Source organism: Hymenobacter pini, assembly GCF_020421205.1.
Classification (GTDB): domain Bacteria; phylum Bacteroidota; class Bacteroidia; order Cytophagales; family Hymenobacteraceae; genus Hymenobacter; species Hymenobacter pini.
Map to the genome: position 1 here is coordinate 944561 of NZ_JAIZZH010000002.1, position 20735 is coordinate 965295.

Below are 20735 nucleotides of genomic sequence, written 5' to 3' on the forward strand. Positions count from 1 at the left end.
AATTAATTCTTCAATTATCCAGCCATCTGTTCTCTGCCTGCCGCAGTATGTCCTCCGTTTCTCTTTCCCCTGAGCCTGTTGCCGTTCATCCTGCCCCCGCTTCCTCTAATGACCACCCTGCCCAGGCCTGCCTGAACTGCGGGCAGCCGGTGGCCATCCGGTTTTGCGGGCAGTGCGGGCAGGATGCCCACCACACCCACCGGTTCACCATGACCGATATGCTCCACGACATTCCGCACTCCGTGTGGCACGTGGATAAGGGCATCATTTATTCCCTGCGCACCATAATTACCCGCCCCGGCCCTACTATCCGTGCTTACTTGGCCGGGCAGCGCGTCGACCACTTCCGGCCCCTGTCACTGCTGCTGGTCGTAACGGGCACGTTTGCCTTCGTCTCTTCCCTTCTTCACATCGACATCGTACCGCCCCGTGACCCAACGGTGTCAGTGGAACTATACCAGGCCCAGAAATCGGCGGCTGAATTTATGGCCAAGTACATGAATTGGGTGTACGTGGCGCTGATACCGGTTATTGCCGGATTTGCCCGCCTCTTCCTGCGCCGTGGGGGGTACAACTACGCCGAGTGCCTGGTTATTGCCGCCTTCATTACGGCCGTTTGCAATGCCATAACGCTGTTTTCTTTGCCGTTGATGTATTTCTACTCCGGCACGCCTGCCATTCAAAAAATAAGTTTTGGCGTTAGTATGGTATCGTTTGGGTATGCCACCTGGGCGTATAGCTCCTTGCTGAAACACACCGGAATGAGCCTGGCAGGACGGATACTCCGGGGCTTTTTCCCGTTTGTGTTAGGCATTACTATCCCTAGCTTTCTGGGCGGCATTTTGTTGGTTGCGCTACAATGGAACACGTTGAAGGAGGGCATGAAGCACAAGCAGCACGGGCAGCAGGTTGAGCTGGCCCCCAAACCAGCTATAACGCCCAATCAGCACTAGTTAGCCATCATCTGAATAGCCCATAATAAAGCCCGCCGCTGATATTCAGCGGCGGGCTTTTTACTAGCTGGGTTATAGGGCAAACTACTGACCCAGCACCATGGCAAACACCAGCGGGGCTACGATGGTAGCGTCCGACTCGATGATGAACTTGGGCGTATCCTGGCCCAGCTTGCCCCAGGTGATTTTCTCGTTGGGCACGGCACCGGAGTAGGAGCCGTACGAGGTGGTGGAGTCCGAAATCTGGCAGAAGTAGCCCCACAGCGGCACCGAGGTGCGCTGCAAGTCCTGGTGCAGCATGGGCACCACGCAGATGGGGAAGTCGCCGGCAATGCCGCCACCAATCTGGAAGAAGCCTACTTTGCTTTCCTCGGTGGCTTGGGTGGTGTACCAGTCGGCCAGGTAAATCATGTACTCAATGCCCGTGCGTACGGTGTGCACGTTCTTAATGTCGCCCGAAATAACGTGGCCGGCGAAGATGTTACCCAGCGTGCTGTCTTCCCAACCGGGGCAGATGATGGGCAGGTTTTTCTCGGCGGCGGCCAGCATCCAGCTGTCCTTGGGGTCAATCTGGTAGTACTGCTCCAGCTCACCCGATTTCAGGATCTGGTAGAAGAACTCGTGGGGAAAGTACCGCTCACCGGCTTTGTCAGCCTTTTCCCAGAACTTCAGCACCGAGTGCTCGAGGCGGCGCATAGCTTCTTCCTCGGGAATGCAGGTGTCGGTTACGCGGTTCATGTGGCGCTCCAGCAGGGCCTGCTCGTCGGCGGGCGTCAGGTCGCGGTAGTTGGGTACCCGCTCGTAGAAGTCGTGGGCTACCAGGTTGAAGATATCCTCTTCCAGGTTGGCACCGGTGCAGCTAATGATTTGCACCTTGTCCTGACGAATCAGCTCGGCCAGCTGAATGCCCATTTCGGCGGTGCTCATAGCGCCGGCCAGGGTAATCATCATCTTCCCGCCTTCGGCCAGGTGCTTGTTGTAGCCTTCGGCGGCATCAATCAGGGCAGCGGCGTTGAAGTGGCGGTAGTGGTGCTTGAGGAAGTTGGTTACGTTCATCAGATCGTAGGTTCAGTAAATGGGTGTCGGTGTTCTATCAAAAAAAGGCCCGGAATCGTTCAATACGAAAAGCGTATATCGAAGATTCTGAATAGTGTGCTATTGGGGCTGGGTTGCTCACCATAGCACGGTTTGGGCGGGTGGTTGTGCTAGGATTGGTGCATCTGCGCGGCGGCGCTCTGCTTCAGGATGTATTCCAGCAGCTGTTCGGGGTTCAGGTCCACGCCGCTCAGGTTCACGGACAGCATGGTGAAGCCCAGCGCGGCGTTGGCGCTGGCCAGCTTGCGCTTCAGCGGCGGCAGGCGCTGCAGGTACTCTTCCTCGTTGTGCAGCACCAAGCAGATGAAATTCTCCTGGTTGATGGAGTGCACGTAGGCATCGTCAATGTCGACCCAGGGAATGAGGCCCACGCCCAGGGTGCGGTCCAGAATGCCCTCATCGGTGATTTGCAGGCGGGGGCGGCTATCCAGCAGCTGCCGGATACCCACCAGCACGCCGGTACCGAAAAAGGCAATGGATATCAGCCCCAAGCCCCACTTGCCTTCGGTTACAATCATGAAAACGCCCATGGCCACAAACACCAATCCGCCCAACGTGAGCAGGGCGTAGCGCCAGCGCGAGTTATGGTAGATGAGGTTTTCGGTCATGGTGCTGAATGAGGCCTTAGCTGGGCTCCTCAATCATGAGGTTGTGGTTGGTGTAGATGCAGATATCGGCGGCAATGTGCAGGGCCTCCTCCACCATCTGGCGGGCCGTGAGGTGGGGCGCATGCTTTTTGAGGGCTAAGGCGGCGGCCTGGGCGTACATGGCCCCGGAGCCGATGGCCGCTACGTCGGAGTCGGGCTCCAGCACGTCGCCGGTACCGGCAATGATGAGCAGCTCGTCCTTATCGGCTACCACCATCATGGCTTCCAGCTTGCGCAGGTACTGGTCTTTGCGCCACTCTTTGGCCAGCTCAATGGCCGCGCGGCGCAGCTGCCCGCCGTAGCCGCCCAGCTTCTCCTCAAACTTATCGAGTAGCATGAAGGCATCGGCGGTGGAGCCGGCAAACCCGGTTACCACTTTGCCATCGTGGAGCTTGCGCACCTTGCGCACGTTGCTCTTGGCCACGTGCTTATCCATGGTGGCCTGGCCGTCGGCGCCGAGGGCAATCTGGCCGTTGTGGCGCACGCCCAGCACGGTAGTGGAACGGATTCTCATGGCGAAATCAGGAAGAATACGGGTGGTCTTTCAATAGGAAGCCGCAAAGCTACAGGAATCCGGCGGCAACGCCCAGTCGGAGCTTCCCAAACGGCTTCTCCTAAGAACGTCATTCCGAGCGAAGCCGAGGAATCTTGCGTGCTGACGTTGTGGGAGTAATCCTGACATCAGCACGCGAGATTCCTCGGCTCCGCTCGGAATGACGTTCTGTTAAGTGGCTCTCAGCCGGAGCCCATTACTGCACCGCAGTGCGGGGGTCGGGCACGGGCTTCATTTCGTAGTTCTGCGGGGGCTCGGCTCCGGCCAAGTGTTGCACGAAGTAGTCCCAGCGGCGGCGCATCATGTAGGACGAGTATGCCCCGAAGCCGTGGCGGGCCTGCGGAAACACGACCAGGTCGTAGCTTTTGTTGGCTTTGGTGAGGGCATCTACTACCAGCCAGGTGTTGTAGGGCGGCACGTTGTCGTCCATCAGGCCGTGGGCCAGCATGAGCTTGCCCTGCAGGTTTTTGGCGTAGGGTGCGTTGGCCTGGTTGTCGTAGTTGGTAGTACCGTCGGCGTTGGTTTTCAGCAAGCCGATGTAGCGCTCCGCCCAGTCGTCCTCGTAGTTGCGGTTCTCGTGATTACCCGATTCCGAAATGCCCACTTTGAAAAACTCCGGGTAGCGGAACATGGCAGCGGCCGTAGCGTAGCCCCCACCCGAGTGACCCCAGATGCCTACCCGGTTCACATCCATATACGGGTGCTTCTGAGCCAGCTGCTTGATGCCAGAAATCTGGTCCGACAGCGTGTTTTCGGCCATGTTCCCGTAGCAGCCGTCGTGGTAGCTCTTGGAGCGCAGCGGGTTGCAGCTACCTTCAATTACTACCACTACAAAGCCCAGCTCGGCCAGGGCCTGGTTGTCGTTGCGGGCGGCGCTGAAGGCCCAGCTACCCACGCCCCCACCCTGCGGGCCGGGGTAGATATAGTCGATAACCGGGTACTTCTTGCTGGCGTCCAGGTTGGTGGGCGTGAACATCAAGCCGTACAGGTCGGTCTGGCCGTCGGCGGCTTTTACGGTAATGGCCGTGGGGGCTTTCCAGCCGGTGGCGGTGAGGCGGGAAATATCGGTTTTTTCGAGCGTGGATACCAGCTTGCCGTCGGCGGCGCGCAGCACGGTTTGGCCGGGCTTATCGGGCTGGGAGTAGGTATCGATGAAGTACTGACCCGAGGGCGAGAGGGTAACTTGGTGGTTGCCGGGCTCGGGCGTGAGCAGCTTCAGGTTTTTGCCATCCAGCCCGATGCGGTAGAGGTGGGTGAAGTAGGGGTTGCCCGGCTCCCGCCCATCGGCTAGGAAATACAGCTCCCGCTTCTGCTCATCCACGCGCAGCAGCTTGGTCACTACCCAGTTGCCCTTGGTAATCTGCCGCTTCACCTTACCGGTGCCGGCGTCATACAGGTACAGGTGGCCCCAGTTGTCGCGCTCCGAGTACCAGATGATTTCCTTGCTCTTGGGCAAATAGCGCCAGTTGATAGCACCCTGGCCCGACTCATACTGTGTAGCCACGGTTTCGGTGAACACCTCGCGCACGGTGCCGGTGGTGGCATCGGCAATGCGGAGTTTCTCCTCTTTATGGTCACGGGAAGTCGAAACGAAAGCCAGCTCCCGGGTGTCGAGGCCCCAGTCCACGTCGTCGAAGGTGCCGCTGCTGGAGATGTCGTCGGAAAGGGTGCCGCGGTGCGGGTCGGGAGCCATCTGGAAGCGCACCACTTTCGCGGGATTTACCTCGATGACAACCCGCTCAATCATGGCAATATCCTTGTCGCCGGGCAGCGGGTATTTCCAGCTGTCCAGCTTCGGGTGGCCGATGTTGGTGCTCACCAGGTACATGCTGCCCACATTGCGCTGGTCCTGGCGGAAGGTGGCAATCTTACGGGAGTCGGGCGACCAGCGCAGTACCGGAGCGTCGCTGTGCGTCCAGCCCGCGTTGTCGGTGGCGTAACCGTAGTCCTTGGTGCCGTCGGTAGTGAGTTGGGTGAGCTGGTTGGTGTTGGTGTCACGCACCCACAGGTTGTCGTCCTTGATGAACGCCGCCAGCTTCCCATCGGGCGAAGTCACCTCGTTGCCTGGGTTGGCGTAGGGTTTCGCTGGGGCAGTGTCGGGCGTCAGCTGCCCGCTCAGCACATCATATTTCCAAGCCTTGCCAGCGGCGGCAAAGGCAATGTTCTTTTCGTCGGGTGAGTACGTGAGGCTGCGGATGGGCAGGCGGCTCGCCTCGTAGGTTTTACCGCTAGCCGAGGACAGGGCGGCCGCCAGCTTGGCCTGGTCGAAAGCCACGGAGCGGGTTTTGCGGGCGGGGTCTACCAGCACATACTCGCTGCCTTTGGGCGTGAGCACCCGGTACCAGAACCGGTCGTTGCTGAGCCAGTTGGGCTGGCCGGCGCTGCCGTCAATCAGGGCCGAGGTGTTGTAGCCGAGAAAACGCTCGGCCCGGGCGTAATCCTGGGCCGTGAGAACGGGCCGCTGCTGGGCCGAGGCCGCGGCCGGAGCCAGCACTGCCGCGGCCGAAAGGGCCAGTAGATACTTGTGCATAAAGTTTACAGAAGGGTGGTACAGCCGCCGGTTTCCGGCGGGAGCGGAAGGTAGCACACATTCGGCGTACCGCCTATTGGTCGGGTTTATGCACACAAGGCTGCATCCAAGTCGGCCCCTACAAGTATTCAGCCCGTCATGCCGACCAAGGCCGGAGCATAACGGGCTGAATACTTGTAAGAGCTGAAAACTCCAAAACGGTCACGCTGAGCGAAGTCGAAGCATCTATACCGCTTCGCCTGAGCAGTTCAACGAAGAAGTAGAGGTGCTTCGCCTTCGGCTCTGCATGACGTTCAACGAGGTGAATATGACTTTTCAGACCCAACTCAATCTAGGAAAGTATTCTGCTACCTATCAGAAGCGGGCCTGCAGCTTGGCAAAGTAGAAGCGGCCGTTAGCACCCATCTGCACCGGGTCCCAGGCCCCGCCGGTTTCTGTGAGCTGAGGGTCGAAGAGCGTGGGGTACTGGTTGAACAGGTTGGCGCTGCCCACAATCAGCTGCAGGTGGTTGGTGAGGGCGTAGTTCAGCGTCAGGTCGGTGGTGATGCGCGAATCGTACTTCATTGGGTCGCCGTTCCAGTCGATGAGCGTAATCTTATCAAAGCGCACGAACCGCACCAGCGCCCCGAAGCGGCCCAGCTGATAGTCGAAGGTGAGGTTGATTTTGGACGGCGGAGCTGAGGCTTTCACGAAGGCCTGCTCCCGGGCCCCGAAGAACTCCTCCTCCCGCCCCGTAAGGCGGCCCGAGGTCCGCACCCGATCAATTTTGAGGTGATTGAAGTTGGCGGCCACCGTCGAGTTCAACCGTCCCTCGCCCAGCGTAGCAGTGTGGTTCAGCACCACGTCCAGGCCCAGGGAGCGGGTGTCGGCGGCGTTGGCGAAGAACTGGGCCTGGTCCACGTTCAGGGCCTGCAGGTCGGCCCCGATAACCGGGTCGTCAGAGGAGAACTGGCTGGTGAGCACCACCCGGTCCTTCACCTTGATGTAGTACCCATCCAAAGTCAGGCTAAGCGAGGAGCCGATGCGGCTGGTAAGGCCCACGTTGGCGCTGCTGGAGGTTTCCTGCTTCAGGCTCGGAATACCCAGTTTCTGGGTTACGGCGCTGTTGTTGCGGGCCAGCAGCACTTCCACCGGCGTACCATTCACGAAGTTGGTGAAGGTGGAGTTGAAGTTCACCTGAGCCAGCGAGGGAGCCCGGAACCCGGTGCTGTACGTGCCGCGCAGCGTCAGAAACTCGGTGAGGTTGTAACGGGTGGCGGCTTTGTAGTTGAGGGTGCTGCCGAAGTCGGAGTAATGCTCGTAGCGCAGTGCCCCAGCCAGCAGCCAGCGTTGGGTTACGCTCAACTCGGCATCGGCGTAAGCGGCCACATTGTCCCGGTGGGCCTTGATGGCATCCGTGGGTTGGAAACCAGGGAAGCCCTGGGAGCCGCTGGCCGCTCCCGACTGCGGGTTGTAGTTGCGGTAGGAGGCTTCCTCTCCGGCAAACAACGAATACCACTCGCGCCGGCCCTCCGCGCCCACGGCCAGGTTCAGGCCCTGCAGCACGGTTTTGTAGTTGCGCGTGAGGCCCAGGTTCACCACGTCCTGCTGCAGTTGGAAGCCGCCGGCGTAGAACTTGGTGGGCGAGCTGGCGCCCAACGAAGCATTCAGCGTGTTCTTCACGCCGTACTCAAAGCGGTTGGAGCCAAAGTTGTTGCTCACATCCAGCTCCCAGCCGCCCAGCTGGGTGCGCAGCCCCACTACCCCGGAGGCGTCCCAGATGTCACTGGTAATAATGGGGTCGAAGCCGTTGGGGTAAATAGCGGGTACGTTCCGGTCGTCATCGGCAAAGCGCGTCCAGGCATAGGCGTCGCCCTTGCGCTTGTTACCGCCCCCAAACACGTACACGTATGACTTCTCGCTGAGGGCAAACCGGGAGTTCAGGTACGCCGAGAGGTTCCGGATTTGCGGGTCGCCGTACTCACGGCGGGCCAGGCCGTCGGGATTGGGCACATTGGCCCGCTGGGTGTGCTGGCGCTGGTTGAAGTCGAGGGTGGCATTCACGAAGCTACCCTTGCTACCTAGGCCCACGCCGTAGTTCACGTTGGCGTTGAAGTTGCCCCCGTCGAATTTCTGGTCGTCGAAGCGGTATTTGGCGTCGTAGGCCCCGTAGTTCACGTTGGTCGTCAGCTCCTTCACCGAGCTTTTCAGCACGATGTTAATCACGCCGGCAATGGCATCGGAGCCGTACTGGGCCGCCGCCCCGTCGCGCAGAATCTCAATCCGCTCGATGCTGGCGGCGGGAATTACGTTCAGGTCGGTGCCGGTGTTGCCCCGGCCCCGGGTACCAAACAGGTTCACCAGGGCCGACTGGTGCTGGCGCTTGCCGTTCACGAGTACCAGCGTCTGGTCGGGGCCGAGGCCGCGCAGGGTAGCGGGGTCCACGTGGTCGGCCCCGTCGGAACCGGTCTGGCGGTTGGAGTTGAACGAGGGCGCCACAAACTGCAGCAGCTGGTTCACGTCGAGCTGGCCGGTTTTGGTGGTCACCTCGCGCAGGTCAATCACATCCACCGGCGAAGGTGAATCCGTAACGGAGCGGTTCTGGCTACGGGAGCCCACCACCTGCACCTCACCCAGGCCAGTGGAAGCATCGGCCAGGTTCACGCTGATTTCGCCGCCGCTGGCCGTCACTTCCTGGGAGGCGTACCCGATGGAGCTGATTTGCAGGCGTGGGCTGGCCGTGCGGGCTTTGAGGGTAAAGCGGCCGTCGTTGCCGGTGGCGGTGCCGTTGTTGGTGCCTTTTTCCACTACAGTAGCCCCAATTACGGGTTTACCGGCGGCATCCAGCACCTGCCCAGTTAGCGTTTGGCCCTGGGCAAGGGCCATAGAAGTACTCACGGCGCAGAGCGCCAGGGCCAGTAACGGCTGTTTCATATATCTGCTGATTGGTGAAGGGGACACTAACCGCAGAGTTGCCGGCGCAGCCTCCGCTGCCGGTAAGTATAGGCGTTTTCAGATACACTTCAGCACCGGCCAGTCTCAGAGCGCTGAAAGTTGCCGGCACATGCTTCCCTGAGGCTACTTCTGCCATATTCGCCACTATCTGTAGCTTTACCGCCGAGTTCTGCAACGGGCTCCGGTATTCTAATAGGTTATCTCTTTTTACCCGGTTGATTTATCGGCAGTCTACGGCGGACGCCAGCACTTCCATCTTTCCCATTCCTAGTATTGCTATGAAGCACACATTATCCACTGTACTCATTGGCGGCCTGGCGCTGTTAGCCAGCTGCACCTCCGACGAACCCATTCCTAAACAAACCCAGGCGTGGCTACACGATACTGACGGCATGGTCCTGACGTTTAAAAACACCACCACCGGCGCGTCGGAGCCCGTAGCGGTGCACGTCCGCAACGAAAGCCAGCGCGTCGGTTCCGGCCGGTTTACCATCCGCCACACCCGGGTTCATCAGGCCTTTCTGTACTACCAAATCAACCCGCAGCCAACCCCACCCCTTTATGGCTTGGAGTTTGAGTTTGCTGATGAAACTGTAACGGTTGCTCCAGACCCAAACTATTGGACTGATAGCCGGATTTTCCTGCGAACTTCATCCGATGCGAATCAGGAAACGGCAACGGCCGAACCAGAAGCCAGCGTTACGTTAAGCGGCAGCATGTCTATAAATGGCCAAGCCTATGGACGGTGCCTTCGGGGGAAATTTACTCTGGCCAAGGGCAACCAGCCGACCACTGTCGACAACATAGAAGAATTCTTTTACACCAAAGACCAAGGCTTAGTAGCATATACCAAAGCCAATGGCCAGATGTGGCTACGGGTGCAGTAAGCACTATCTATTCTCGCTAAATCAAACGGCCCGCTCTGCAGATGCAGAACGGGCCGTTTTTGGCTTATACAATCTTCGTCAGGCTCAGATGAGCATGCGCATGGGGTCTTCCAGCAGGGCCTTCAGCGTTTGGAGGAAGGCAGCACCGGTAGCGCCGTCCACCACGCGGTGGTCGCAGCTCAGGGTCACCTTCATCACGTTGCCGATAGCCAGCTGACCGTCTTTTACCACGGCCGTTTGCTTGATGCCGCCCACGGCCAGGATGCAGGCATCCGGGGGATTGATGATGGCCGTGAATTCCTCAATGCCAAACATGCCCAGGTTGCTGATGGTGAAGGTGCTGCCCTCCCACTCGGCGGGCTGCAGCTTCTTGCTCTTGGCTTTGCCGGCCAGCTCTTTCACCTCGGTGGCAATGCTGCTGAGGCCTTTGCCGTCGGCGTTGCGCACTACGGGTACCAGCAGACCTTCGTCCACGGCTACGGCCACGCCAATGTTCACCACCTTGTTCACCCGGATTTTGTCGCCCAGCCACGAGGAGTTCACGGCGGGGTGCTGCTTCAGAGCTACGGCGGCGGCTTTGATTACCATGTCGTTGAAGCTGAGCTTCACCGGCGACAGGGTGTTGAGCTGGGTGCGCACTTCCATGGCCCGGTCCATCAGGATTTCCATGGTCAGGTAGAAGTGCGGGGCCGTGAACAGGCTTTCCGAGAGACGACGGGCAATAACCTTGCGCATCTGCGACACCGGAGTATCGGTGTAGGTGCCGTCGGCGGGTTGCGCGGCCGGGGCCGGCTGAGCGGCGGGAGCAGCCGCCGGAGCGGGGGCAGCAGCCGGAGCGGCCTGCGGGGCCGGAGCGGCGGGTTGAGCAGCAGGAGTAGCGGCCGCCGGAGCGCCAGCGGGAGCAGCTTCCAGGTCGCGGGATACGATACGGCCGTTTTCGCCCGAGCCTTTGATGGTGCTCAGGTCAATGCCTTTATCTTTGGCAATGCTCTTGGCCAGCGGGGAGGCGAAGATGCGGCCACCGTTTTGCGCAGGAGCAGCGGCTTCGGCCGGTGCGGGAGCCGAGGTGGTAGCAGCAGCCGGAGCAGCCTCAGCGGCGGCCGGAGCCGGGGCAGCACTACCGCCCGATTGACCACCGAGCAGGGCCTGCACGTCGGCACCTTCTTCGCCAATGATGGCCAGCACGCCGTCTACCGGAATAGCTTCGCCTTCTTTGGGGCCGATATAGAGCAGGGTGCCATCCTCGTAGTTATCCAGCTCCATGGTAGCCTTGTCGGTTTCCACTTCCGCCAGGATGTCGCCGGATTTTACTTTGTCGCCTACTTTCTTGAGCCAGGCGGCAATGGTGCCTTCCGTCATCGTGTCGCTCATTTTGGGCATCCGGATGATGGTGGCTTTTTTGCCGTTACCAGCGGGCGCGGCCGGAGCAGCGGGAGCCGGGGCGGGGGCTGCCTTGGGAGCTTCGGGTGCCGGGGCCGGAGCGGGCGCCGGAGCAGCTTCGGCTTTGGGGGCCTCAGCGGGAGCCGGAGCGGCCGGGGCGGGGGCTGCGCCACCACCGTTGAGCAGGGCCGAAATGTCTTCGCCTTCCTTGCCTACAATAGCCAGCAGGCCATCTACGGGCACAGCGTCACCTTCCTTCGGGCCGATATGAAGCAGGGTGCCGTCCTCGTAGTTTTCGAGTTCCATCGTGGCTTTGTCGGTTTCCACCTCGGCCAGAATATCCCCGGATTTTACTTTGTCGCCTACTTTTTTGAGCCACGAGGCAATGACCCCTTCGGTCATTGTGTCGCTCATTTTGGGCATTTTTATGAGTTCGGCCATCTGCGTCGTCGTTGGGTTGAGTGGGTCAAAATTAGCCCGAAATTTCGGGGCTGCAAACCAAACCTGTGGTTGATAAAACCAGCCGCCGGTAGCGAATTTTCGCCTGTTTACACGGCCTCTTGCAAATGCCGCACATCCAGGAAGCTGCGCACGGTAAACAGGGAGCCGGTGAAGTCGAGCTGGTACAGGCACAGGTTATGGTGCTCGAAGCTGTCCATCTGGCTCAGGGGGTAGCCCAGGAGCTGGCACAGCAGTATGCGCATGGCCCGGCCGTGCATGCACACCAGCACAGTTTCCTCCTCGGGCCGGGAGGTGAGCAGGTTGATAACCGGGCGCTGCCGGGCCGCTACATCTTCGGGGCTTTCTCCACCCTGCAGGCGGGCACTGGTGCGGCCCGCCCGCCAATCCTGCAACACGGTGTGGTACTCCTCATCTTCTTCCGGAGTGATGCGGGTGCCCTCGCGCGTGCCCCAGCTAATTTCGTTGAGGCCGCCGTGCTGCTCATGAGGCAATCCCAATTCCAGAAACCCCTGCACCGATTGGTGGGTACGCTGCAGCAGCGACGTGTACACTTTGTCGAAGGGCACGTGGCGGTAGGCCGCAAAAAAGCGGGCCGCCTGCCGGTGGCCAGCCTCGTTCAGCGAAGAATCGACGCCGCTGCCCTGTACAATGCCGCGCACGTTGAAATCCGTCTGACCGTGGCGAATGAGGTAGATTTTTTTGACGCTCATTTCCCGCTGATTTTGCTGTGGTTGCCTGTAAAGTACGGCCTTTTTAGGTACTGAGATGCGCTACCGTTCAGCCTCCGCAACCACAACCTGCCCAACGAACCGTACCTTTTCGCCGGAAACTGGTTATGTAGTGCAGTTTCTCATGCATCCTCTGAGCTTGACCAGCGGGCTTCCCTCCCTTGGTCATTTCTACCGTTCTTTCCGCCCCCATGACGCTGGAGCAAATTAAACACTGGGTTGGCACCCGCCCCACCCTGGCCGACGCCCTCGGCATTGAACTTACGGCCCTCACCGATGACTACCTGGAAGGCCGCATGCCCGTGGATGGCCGCACCCATCAGCCCATGGGCTTGCTGCACGGCGGCGCTTCGGTGGCCCTGGCCGAAACCCTGGGCAGCGTAGGCGCTGCCACCAAAATTGACCCCACCCGCCAGGCGTGCGTGGGCCTCGAAATCAACGCCAATCACCTGAAAGGCGTGCGGGATGGCCACGTAATTGGGCGAGCCACGCCATTACACATTGGCCGCAGCACGCAGGTGTGGGAAATCCGGATAACGCACGAGGAAACCGGCGCGCTGGTGTGCATCAGCCGCATTACTATGGCGGTAATTGACCTGCCGCAAACCAAGCCGCAGGCATGAGTTCCTTGCAGCGCATAGCCTGGCAGCCCGATTTAGCCGTGCCTGACCGGCTACGGCGACTGGTGGCGCTGGCTCTTACCAGCGGCCGGCCCGTGGCCCTGTGGCGGCTGCCCAACGCCCAGCACGCCCGCTTGTGCCTGTGCCTGAAAACGGAATCGGCCTACGCCGGGCTGCCCCCGGCGCTGGAGGCCACAGCCCCGGCCGGCTTTGCCTTTTTTCCCTTCTGGGACTCCGACCACAACCCGCCGCTTTTCCTGCCCGCCGACTTGTTTTTTGACTTGGCTAAGCCCGAGGAAATTCAGGTAAGCCCGGCGGCCGCGGCCCGGCTCCCGGAGCTACGCCAGCGCTTCGCCACCCTCCCAAACACTGCCAATCTACCGTGGCACGTGAGCCGGCAGCCGGTGCCGGCCACGGCCTCGCGGGAGGACTATGAGGCCCTGGTAGCTGCGGGCGTAGCCGCCATTGAGGCGGGCACAGTGCGCAAGGTGGTATCCAGCCGGGCCGTGCGGCGGCCCCTGCCAGCCGGGTTTGATGCCTTGGCAGCATTTGAGCAGCTACAGGCGCGCTACCCCAATGCGTTTATCTCCTTGGTGAGTGCGCCGGGTGTGGGCACCTGGCTGGGAGCTACGCCGGAGGTGCTGGCGGAGGTGGATGAGCAGCACGTGTTCCGGACGATGGCGCTGGCCGGCACCCAGCCCCTGCTGCCCGGCATGAAGCCCGCCACCGCCCGCTGGGCCGGCAAAGACCTAGAGGAACACGCCATGGTGGCCCGTTACATCGTGAACTGCTTCAAGCAGCTGCGTCTGCGTGAGTACGACGAGCAGGGTCCCCGCGCCGTTACGGCCGGGCAGCTCCTGCACCTGCGCACGGATTTTGCCGTGCAGCTCGATGAAGTCCCCTTCCCCACCCTGGGCACCGATATGCTCCGGCTGCTACACCCCACCCCGGCCGTGGCCGGGGTACCCAAGCAGCCGGCCCTGGAGTTTCTGCGCCGGCATGAGGGCTACGACCGGGCTTACTACGCCGGATTTCTGGGCCCGGTAAACCTGCCCGAAACTGGCCAAGCCCGCCTCTACGTGAACCTGCGCTGCCTGCAGTTGCGCCCCCAGGAAGCCATCCTCTATGCCGGTACCGGACTGACCATTGACTCGGAGCCGGCCCGGGAGTGGCAGGAAACCGAGCTGAAGCTGCGTACCGTAGGAGCCATTTTAGAATAATTTTTCGCTTACAGCCTGGGGCCCCGGCGCTCCGCCCCAGGTTCACGTATTCCGCCTATGTCTTCCCTGCAAGCCGTTCATAATATCCCCGAAATCTGTGCCCGGCTGGGTGTTACCGACGTGGTGTTGTCGCCGGGCAGCCGGTGTGCGCCCCTCACTATTGCCTTTGCCCGCCATCCGGAAATACAGGTGCGTACGGTGCCCGATGAGCGGGCCGCCGCTTTCATCGGGCTAGGGCTGGCCCAGGCTCAGCGGCGGGCGGTGGCCTTGGTGTGTACCTCTGGCACGGCGGGCCTGAACTACGCTCCGGCCGTGGCGGAGGCCTATTTCCAGCAGATTCCGCTGCTAATATTCACCGCCGACCGCCCCCCGGAGTGGATTGACCAGCTCGACGGGCAGACTATTCGCCAAGCCGACTTGTATGGAGCCCACGCCAAAGGCTCGTTCACTTTCCCCGCTGACACTACCCATCCGGATGCCCACTGGCACGCTGCCCGCATTGTGAGCGAAGCCGTGGGGTTGGCAGAACAGTTTCCGGCCGGCCCGGTGCAAATCAACGTACCGCTGCGGGAGCCTTTCTACCCAAAACAGGGCGAAGAGCTACGCTTCGAACCCGTGCGCGTAACGCGGGAGCTACCGGGTCGCCCGGTGCTGCCAACGGCGCAGCTCCAGGAGTTGCGCGAGGCCATCCGCAGTGCCAGCCGCGTGCTGGTGGTAGCGGGCCAGCACCGGTACGATGCCGATTTGCTGCTAGCGGTGCGGCAATTTGCGGCCACCTATCAAGTGCCAGTGGTGGGTGATTTGATTGCCAACCTGCACCTGCCCGCTGCCGCTGGCTACGACCAACGCAACAGCCCCTTGGGCCGCCAGGACGTGTTTATGGCCGTGCCGGAGGCTGGTTTGAAAGAGGCGCTGAAACCGGAATTGCTCATCACCTTCGGTCAGTCGTTGATTTCCAAAGCCCTGAAGCTGTACCTCCGCAACGCCAAACCGGCACAGCACTGGCACATCCAACCCGCCGGGGCCGTTGCCGACACCTTCCAGTCGCTGACCAACATTGTGCGAATGGAGCCGGCTGATTTCTTCGCGGCGTTACGTTCTGGCTCATCTATCACCCCTGAACAAGAACAAGTTGCTGGCTCGATTCCAGTTAGTCCCACCGATTCGGTGAATCTGCGGGGATTCGAACCCAATCGGGGCCACGCCACCGCGCAAGATGCTACCCGCGTAGCCCCCCGCCCGCAACCGCTCGGAGAACCGGTGCGCCTGACGTGGGCCGCTGCTGATGCGGATGCTACGACCAAGGCCGCTTACCTCCGGCCCTGGCAGGCGGCCGAGAACTGGGCTACCGGCTTTCTACGGGAGTTTATGCAGCAGCCGAATCAGCCTTTCAATGAGTTTACGGCAATTTACCGGGCCCTGCAGCAGTTACCGGACCGCACAGCCCTGCACCTTGCCAACAGCATGGCCGTGCGCTACGCTAATATCCTGGGGGTACCCGCGGGCCGGATGGTAGAAGTGTTTGCTAACCGGGGCACCAGCGGTATTGATGGCTGCACCAGCACGGCCGTGGGCGCGGCCCTGGCCCAACCCAACCGCCCGGTAGTCCTGCTCACCGGCGACGTGGCGTTTTTCTACGACCGGAACGCCTTCTGGCACAACTACCCCACGCCCAACCTGCGCGTAATTCTACTCAACAACCACGCGGGCGGCATTTTCCGGCTGATTGATGGCCCCCGGCAGCAGCCGGAGCTGGAGGAGTTTTTCGAGACCCGCCAGCCACTCACGGCCGAGAATACCGCCCGGGATTTTAACCTGCGCTACCTCACGGCCCGGAGCTTCACGGAGCTAGAGTCGGCGCTACCCGTTTTCTTTGCACCCGAATCCGGCGCGAGTCTGCTCGAAATAACCACCAGCAGCCCCACCAACGCCGAGTTCTTTGAACAGTACCGCGCGGCGGTACGCACGTCTTTCTCCAACTTATAAGGTAACTGCCCCTCTCATGGCCGAACAACTTACCTGGACCCCGATTAAGGAGTTCCGCGAAATTCTCTTCACGCAGGCTGGCGGCATCGCCAAAATCAGCATCAACCGTCCACAGGTGCACAACGCCTTCACGCCCCTCACGGTGCAGGAGATGATTGAAGCCATGGACATCTGCCGCAACCGCACCGACATCGGCGTGATTATCCTGACCGGCGAGGGTGGCAAGGCCTTCTGCTCGGGCGGCGACCAGAGCGTGCGGGGCCACGGCGGCTACGTAGGCGAGGACACGGTGCCCCGCCTGAACGTGCTGGACCTGCAAAAAATGATTCGCTCCATCCCGAAGCCCGTAATTGCCATGGTGGCCGGCTGGGCCATCGGGGGTGGCCACGTACTGCACGTGGTGTGCGACCTGACCATTGCCGCCGAAAACGCCCGCTTCGGCCAGACCGGCCCCAAAGTAGGCTCGTTCGATGGTGGCTTCGGGGCTTCGTATCTGGCGCGCATTGTGGGTCAGAAGAAGGCCCGAGAAATCTGGTTCCTCTGCGACCAGTACGACGCCCAGGAGGCCCTCGACATGGGTCTGGTAAACAAAGTGGTGCCGCTGGATAAGCTGGAGGAAACCACCGTGGCCTGGTGCCACAAAATTCTGGAGAAAAGCCCTCTGGCCCTGCGCATGCTCAAATCGTCGTTCAACGCTGAGCTGGACGGGCAGGCTGGTATTCAGGAGCTGGCCGGCAACGCCACGCTACTATACTACCTCTCGGAGGAAGCCAAAGAAGGCAAAAACGCCTTCATCGAGAAGCGGAAGCCCGATTTCGATAAGTATCCGAAGTTCCCGTAGCCCCGGCGTTACGCAGTATGCAGCGGCCCGCTCCTTCGTAGAGCGGGCCGTTTTATGTTAAGACAGCACCGACTGCGGCCTTACTCCTGCGCGGCCATCCACTATATTGACCCCATTGTCTGCCGGAGTCAACAAAACTAGGTTTCGGGGCCGGCACACAGTTAGCTTTTCGTTCACTATTCAGGCAGTTAAGAATGGCCGAATACCGGGTTCAATCAACTGACAAGCGCACCTTTGCCCTGCTTACTGACGGGACTATGTTGGGCCAGCTGTGTTACGCGGAGTGGTTTTCCTTTAAGGCAACACTAACCATGCCCGATGGCACCAGCCTGCGCGCCGAGCCCCGCGGGTTTTGGGGCACCACCATAGAAGTGAAGGAACACGACGCCGTGCGCCTCAGTTTTAAAATGCACTGGAACGGCAGTATTGTGCTAAAGTCCCGGCTCGGTGAAGAAGGCCGGGTATTCGTGCTGAAAAACCGCTCGGTGCTGAAAAACGATTACGTGCTACTGAGCAAGGAGGGCCAGGAGCTGCTGCATCTGCAGCCGAATTTCAAGTGGCGAACCGGCAACTACGAGTATGCCATCAGCAGTGCGGCGGAGTTTGAGCAGTTGGCGGCCAAACATATGCTGCTGCTCTGTGCTACCCACTGCACCAACTATTACTTGGCCATGCTGACCTCTTCGGTGCTGCTGGCAGCTACTTGATGCGCTGGGTCCATTTATACAATCCACTCCGTTTGTGCGGTACAGGGCAGACGTGCCGGTTGGATAGCACGTATCTTCGCGTATTCGTCCGTCTTTTCAAGCGCTCCACTATGAAATCCTTTTTGTTGCTAGTGCTGCTTACTGGGGCAGCACCCGCGTTGCGTGCTCAGTCGACTACTTCTCCGCCTCAAACCGCTTCTGCCACGCCTACTCAAATAGTGGAAGCCTCCTGCGGACAGTGTCGCCTGGGCCTGCCGGGTAAAGGCTGCGACCTGGCTGTGCGCATTGATGGCAAAGCCTACTTTGTGGACGGGACGAACATCGACTCCCACGGCGACGCCCACGCCAAGGATGGCTTTTGCCAGGCTATCCGCAAAGCTGAAGTTCAGGGCACGGTCGTGAACAACCGCTTCGTGGCTACCTCCTTTCGCCTGCTGCCTGAGCCGACGGCGGCAAAACCTGCTCCTTAATTCTGTAAGCATCCGGCTTCGCACAGCATCAGCACGTAACGGCTGATGCTTTTTTGTGCTATGCGCGTTGTCTCGTCGTTCCTGCGCGGGGGCAGCCCCAGGCTTTTTCTGACTTTTCTTTCGTTGTTGTATGCGTGTTTTCCTGGCCGGGATATTCTTCCTGCTTAGTAACCTGCTCCTGCCGGTGCCGCTGGCCGCGGCTCCTGCCGCCAAGGATGTGCCTGATTACCGGGTGCGGGTGCGTATTCTTCGCGTGCAAGGCAAAGCGCCGGCCGCGGCCCAATCATTCAGCCTGTCACTAACGGGCAATACCCAGGTTGTCAGCTTTCGGGGAACGGCCTGGAGCGGATGGGTTGCCTCCACCCGAGCCGGTATTGAGCAGGTATTGGCATCGTACAACAACGCCAACAACGCATTCTGGCAGGTTGCCACCAATGCCCGCGTTACGCCCACCGGTGCAGCTCCGTTCCCTACGCTCAAGGCGCAGGTGCAATGCGTTATCGTTGGCGGCGAAACCAGCACCACGGAGGCCGAGCTGTTCGGCTCTAATCTGGGCCTCATTCTGTGGAAGGGCGCTGACCAGAAAATTCACATGGATACCTACGCTGGCCACGGCCGCCGGGTGTACGACCAAGCATTGAAAGCGGCCTTTCTGCCGGAGCCGGAAAGGCCCAAAAAAATCCTGTTCGGGGAGCGGTACATTGGAGCTGATGACGACTACCTGAGTTGGCGAGAAGGGGTGCGGCGTTTGTGTGGTTTGGGTTTTAACGCGCTGCATCCGGTACCGGCCCATCTGACTGCTACGGTGAAGGCAGCTGGTATCCGCAAAATCTGGGGGGCAGTGTATAACCCACCGGGATATGCGTTCAACTTTAATCCGCAACGCCAGGCTGAGTTTGTCAAATTTGCGCAGGACCAGATTGCGCCTTCACTAGCAGCCGGCTGGCAGAAGGATGAGATTGGTTTTTGGGTAACCAGCGACGAGCCGGGGTGGTATTACCCGGCCCGCTACCAGGAGTTCAACCAAGACCCCAATGCCTTGGCCGTATTCCACGCGTACCTGCAAGAGCGGGGGCTGACGCCGGCCAGCCTAGGCAAACCAGCCTGGAGCCAAGTACAGCTCATTGGCCGGCAGGAGTACCACGACCTTCCGTCCCGGCGGCTGTTTTACTGGTCCAACCGGTTTGTGCCGTGGGCTTCCGCGCGCTTCTTTGGGGAAGTTGCCCACGCTTATGAAGCAGCAATTCGTCCGCAGGTACCAGTGCTGGTCAATTTTAACAATTTCATGGGCTTGGCGTATCAACCCGGACCTATCGGCAACAACGACCAGGGCAATAACCCCAATGCCGCTATGGGCCAGCACGACTGGCTGGAATTCGGGCGGGAACGGGGCTCCACCGCCATTGCCACCGAAGACTGGTTTGGCGATGATATGGCGCCGCAATGGTCGTTCTACGCCTCTCGGCTAAGGGCTGCCGCTGAGCTGGGCCAGGTAAGCATGGCCTCGTTGGTTATTCCGCGGGTTTCGGGGCAGCGGCCGGGGGGCATGTCCCAGAAGCTGCTGGCCTTGGTGGGGCATGGCGCTAAAACCATCCAGTTTTTCACGTTTGGCCCCGAGTACAATTTTCCCGGCAATTGTTACTCCGAGAACCTACCGGTATTTAAGCCGCTGGCACAGGGCATGCGGCTGGTGGCAAAAGCAGAGGACTTACTCTACCCAGGCCAGGCGAAAACCTCTCCGGTTGCTATTCTCACGCCCCAAACCTCCCCGCTCTGGGACTTAGAGGAGTTTGTACGTCCACCCCGCATCATCGACGCCACCAACCCGTATCTGGATGCTGGCCGGATGGGCTATATGGTGGATATGCACGGGGTTTTTCTGGCGTTGCAGCACAGTGCCGTACCGGTTCGGTTTGTGGATGAGCAGAAGCTGGCGGAGCCCGATTTCCAGCAAACCAAAGTGCTGTACGTAACTGCCCCCGATTTACCTGCGGAGGCCACGGATGCCGTGCTGCGCTGGGTACGCGCCGGAGGCACCCTGGTAACTACTGCGGGCAGTATGGAGTTTGACCGGTACCACCAGCCTACCAGCCTGTTTCTGCAAGCGGCCAGCGTGACTCCTGCCGCAGCGCTGCGCCTGCAAGCACTGCAGTATGCCGATGCTAAACCAGTAGGACAAGTATCGACAGCGGGCGGAGCCCTTACCGTATTTGGCGAGCGAGAAAAACTATCCGTAAAGCCCGATGCCCAGGTAATTGAGCAGTTTGAGGACGGTACGCCGGCCGTCACAGAACGCCGCCTGGGCAGTGGCCGGATTATCCGGTTTGCCTGCTATCCGGGGCTTTCCTACCGGCACTCGGCTACTACTTATACCGGCGGGTTACCCAGCGGTTTTGATGCAGGTTGGCGCTACCTGCTGGTGAAGCCCGTGCTGGATGCCCACCCCGATTTGCCGGTGCAGCTGGATAAGCCCCTGGTAGAAGCACCGGCACTGTATAGCGCCGCCGGCGTAGCTGTAACGCTGCTTAACTGGAGCGGTACGCCGCAGGAAGTACAGGTAACCGTTGCCACCGACAAACCCGTGCGCCGTGCAGTATCGGGGCAGCGGGGGGCGCTGCGCTTTCGGCAAACAGGCTCTCGTGTGACTGTACGCCTGCCAGTGGCCGACGTGGATGTGTTGCAGCTATACTACTGATGTCTGATGTCAAGGGTCTGGAGCACG

16 protein-coding genes are annotated in these 20735 nt (G+C 60.4%); 9 read left to right on the plus strand and 7 right to left on the minus strand.

Annotation, left to right across the window (positions count from 1 at the left end):
- Positions 1-47: 47 nt before the first annotated feature.
- Positions 48-953: a DUF3667 domain-containing protein gene (locus tag LF252_RS10680; protein ID WP_226269567.1), complete on the plus strand. Its 906-nt coding sequence runs from the start codon at positions 48-50 to the stop codon at positions 951-953.
- A gap of 84 nt (positions 954-1037) precedes the next feature.
- On the opposite strand, the gene LF252_RS10685 is transcribed toward LF252_RS10680, so the two are convergent.
- The 5 genes from LF252_RS10685 to LF252_RS10705 form a co-directional block, all read right to left on the minus strand.
- Positions 1038-2009: a deoxyhypusine synthase family protein gene (locus LF252_RS10685; protein ID WP_226269568.1), complete on the minus strand. Its 972-nt coding sequence runs from the start codon at positions 2007-2009 to the stop codon at positions 1038-1040.
- 149 nt (positions 2010-2158) lie between these two features.
- Positions 2159-2656, minus strand: coding sequence for an STM3941 family protein (locus LF252_RS10690; protein WP_226269569.1), 498 nt, complete (start codon positions 2654-2656; stop codon positions 2159-2161).
- A 16-nt stretch (positions 2657-2672) separates the two neighbouring features.
- Positions 2673-3209, minus strand: coding sequence for an ATP-dependent protease subunit HslV (gene hslV, locus LF252_RS10695; RefSeq protein WP_226269570.1), 537 nt, complete (start codon positions 3207-3209; stop codon positions 2673-2675).
- Positions 3210-3444: 235 nt separating this feature from the next.
- Entirely contained in the window at positions 3445-5778 is a 2334-nt protein-coding gene (locus LF252_RS10700) for a S9 family peptidase (RefSeq protein WP_226269571.1), read from the minus strand.
- A gap of 354 nt (positions 5779-6132) precedes the next feature.
- Positions 6133-8691: a TonB-dependent receptor gene (locus LF252_RS10705; RefSeq protein ID WP_226269572.1), complete on the minus strand. Its 2559-nt coding sequence runs from the start codon at positions 8689-8691 to the stop codon at positions 6133-6135.
- A gap of 299 nt (positions 8692-8990) precedes the next feature.
- Between LF252_RS10705 and LF252_RS10710 the strand changes: the two genes are divergently transcribed.
- The gene (locus LF252_RS10710) at positions 8991-9599 is read left to right on the plus strand and encodes a hypothetical protein (RefSeq protein WP_226269573.1); all 609 of its coding nucleotides are present in this window, start codon (positions 8991-8993) and stop codon (positions 9597-9599) included.
- 84 nt (positions 9600-9683) lie between these two features.
- Here LF252_RS10710 and LF252_RS10715 read toward each other — a convergent pair whose 3' ends face one another.
- Together LF252_RS10715 and LF252_RS10720 are read right to left on the minus strand one after the other, a co-directional pair.
- Complete coding sequence (locus LF252_RS10715; RefSeq protein WP_226269574.1) at positions 9684-11420, minus strand: pyruvate dehydrogenase complex dihydrolipoamide acetyltransferase; 1737 nt, start codon at positions 11418-11420, stop codon at positions 9684-9686.
- 107 nt (positions 11421-11527) lie between these two features.
- Complete coding sequence (locus LF252_RS10720) at positions 11528-12151, minus strand: histidine phosphatase family protein (protein WP_226269575.1); 624 nt, start codon at positions 12149-12151, stop codon at positions 11528-11530.
- A 209-nt stretch (positions 12152-12360) separates the two neighbouring features.
- On the opposite strand from LF252_RS10720, the gene LF252_RS10725 reads away from it, so the two are divergent.
- From LF252_RS10725 to LF252_RS10755, 7 genes are all read left to right on the plus strand, one after another.
- Complete coding sequence (locus LF252_RS10725; RefSeq protein ID WP_226269576.1) at positions 12361-12792, plus strand: hotdog fold thioesterase; 432 nt, start codon at positions 12361-12363, stop codon at positions 12790-12792.
- Complete coding sequence (locus tag LF252_RS10730) at positions 12789-14009, plus strand: chorismate-binding protein (protein WP_226269577.1); 1221 nt, start codon at positions 12789-12791, stop codon at positions 14007-14009. Before LF252_RS10725 ends, LF252_RS10730 begins: the two co-directional genes overlap by 4 nt.
- Positions 14010-14066: 57 nt before the next feature.
- Positions 14067-15995: a 2-succinyl-5-enolpyruvyl-6-hydroxy-3-cyclohexene-1-carboxylic-acid synthase gene (gene menD, locus LF252_RS10735; RefSeq protein WP_226269578.1), complete on the plus strand. Its 1929-nt coding sequence runs from the start codon at positions 14067-14069 to the stop codon at positions 15993-15995.
- A gap of 16 nt (positions 15996-16011) precedes the next feature.
- A complete protein-coding gene (gene menB, locus LF252_RS10740; RefSeq protein WP_226269579.1) occupies positions 16012-16836 on the plus strand; it encodes a 1,4-dihydroxy-2-naphthoyl-CoA synthase in 825 nt (274 codons plus the stop codon).
- Positions 16837-17030: 194 nt separating this feature from the next.
- On the plus strand, positions 17031-17543 hold the full coding sequence (locus tag LF252_RS10745) for a hypothetical protein (protein WP_226269580.1): 513 nt from the start codon (positions 17031-17033) through the stop codon (positions 17541-17543).
- Between the two features lie 110 nt (positions 17544-17653).
- Positions 17654-18013, plus strand: coding sequence for a DUF6370 family protein (locus tag LF252_RS10750; RefSeq protein WP_226269581.1), 360 nt, complete (start codon positions 17654-17656; stop codon positions 18011-18013).
- Positions 18014-18143: 130 nt separating this feature from the next.
- Positions 18144-20708: a type 1 glutamine amidotransferase family protein gene (locus tag LF252_RS10755; RefSeq protein ID WP_226269582.1), complete on the plus strand. Its 2565-nt coding sequence runs from the start codon at positions 18144-18146 to the stop codon at positions 20706-20708.
- The last annotated feature ends 27 nt before the right edge of the window (positions 20709-20735 follow it).

What these genes read in the sequence shown, in the direction of transcription:
- LF252_RS10755 (WP_226269582.1), top strand. Translation starts at nt 18,144, where the DNA reads ATGCGTGTTTTCCTGGCCGGGATATTCTTCCTGCTTAGTAACCTGCTC.
- hslV (WP_226269570.1), bottom strand. Translation starts at nt 3,209, where the DNA reads ATGAGAATCCGTTCCACTACCGTGCTGGGCGTGCGCCACAACGGCCAG.
- LF252_RS10700 (WP_226269571.1), bottom strand. Translation starts at nt 5,778, where the DNA reads ATGCACAAGTATCTACTGGCCCTTTCGGCCGCGGCAGTGCTGGCTCCG.
- LF252_RS10685 (WP_226269568.1), bottom strand. Translation starts at nt 2,009, where the DNA reads ATGAACGTAACCAACTTCCTCAAGCACCACTACCGCCACTTCAACGCC.
- LF252_RS10715 (WP_226269574.1), bottom strand. Translation starts at nt 11,420, where the DNA reads ATGGCCGAACTCATAAAAATGCCCAAAATGAGCGACACAATGACCGAA.
- LF252_RS10750 (WP_226269581.1), top strand. Translation starts at nt 17,654, where the DNA reads ATGAAATCCTTTTTGTTGCTAGTGCTGCTTACTGGGGCAGCACCCGCG.
- menD (WP_226269578.1), top strand. Translation starts at nt 14,067, where the DNA reads ATGTCTTCCCTGCAAGCCGTTCATAATATCCCCGAAATCTGTGCCCGG.
- LF252_RS10745 (WP_226269580.1), top strand. Translation starts at nt 17,031, where the DNA reads ATGGCCGAATACCGGGTTCAATCAACTGACAAGCGCACCTTTGCCCTG.
- menB (WP_226269579.1), top strand. Translation starts at nt 16,012, where the DNA reads ATGGCCGAACAACTTACCTGGACCCCGATTAAGGAGTTCCGCGAAATT.
- LF252_RS10720 (WP_226269575.1), bottom strand. Translation starts at nt 12,151, where the DNA reads ATGAGCGTCAAAAAAATCTACCTCATTCGCCACGGTCAGACGGATTTC.
- LF252_RS10710 (WP_226269573.1), top strand. Translation starts at nt 8,991, where the DNA reads ATGAAGCACACATTATCCACTGTACTCATTGGCGGCCTGGCGCTGTTA.
- LF252_RS10730 (WP_226269577.1), top strand. Translation starts at nt 12,789, where the DNA reads ATGAGTTCCTTGCAGCGCATAGCCTGGCAGCCCGATTTAGCCGTGCCT.
- LF252_RS10690 (WP_226269569.1), bottom strand. Translation starts at nt 2,656, where the DNA reads ATGACCGAAAACCTCATCTACCATAACTCGCGCTGGCGCTACGCCCTG.
- LF252_RS10725 (WP_226269576.1), top strand. Translation starts at nt 12,361, where the DNA reads ATGACGCTGGAGCAAATTAAACACTGGGTTGGCACCCGCCCCACCCTG.
- LF252_RS10705 (WP_226269572.1), bottom strand. Translation starts at nt 8,691, where the DNA reads ATGAAACAGCCGTTACTGGCCCTGGCGCTCTGCGCCGTGAGTACTTCT.
- LF252_RS10680 (WP_226269567.1), top strand. Translation starts at nt 48, where the DNA reads ATGTCCTCCGTTTCTCTTTCCCCTGAGCCTGTTGCCGTTCATCCTGCC.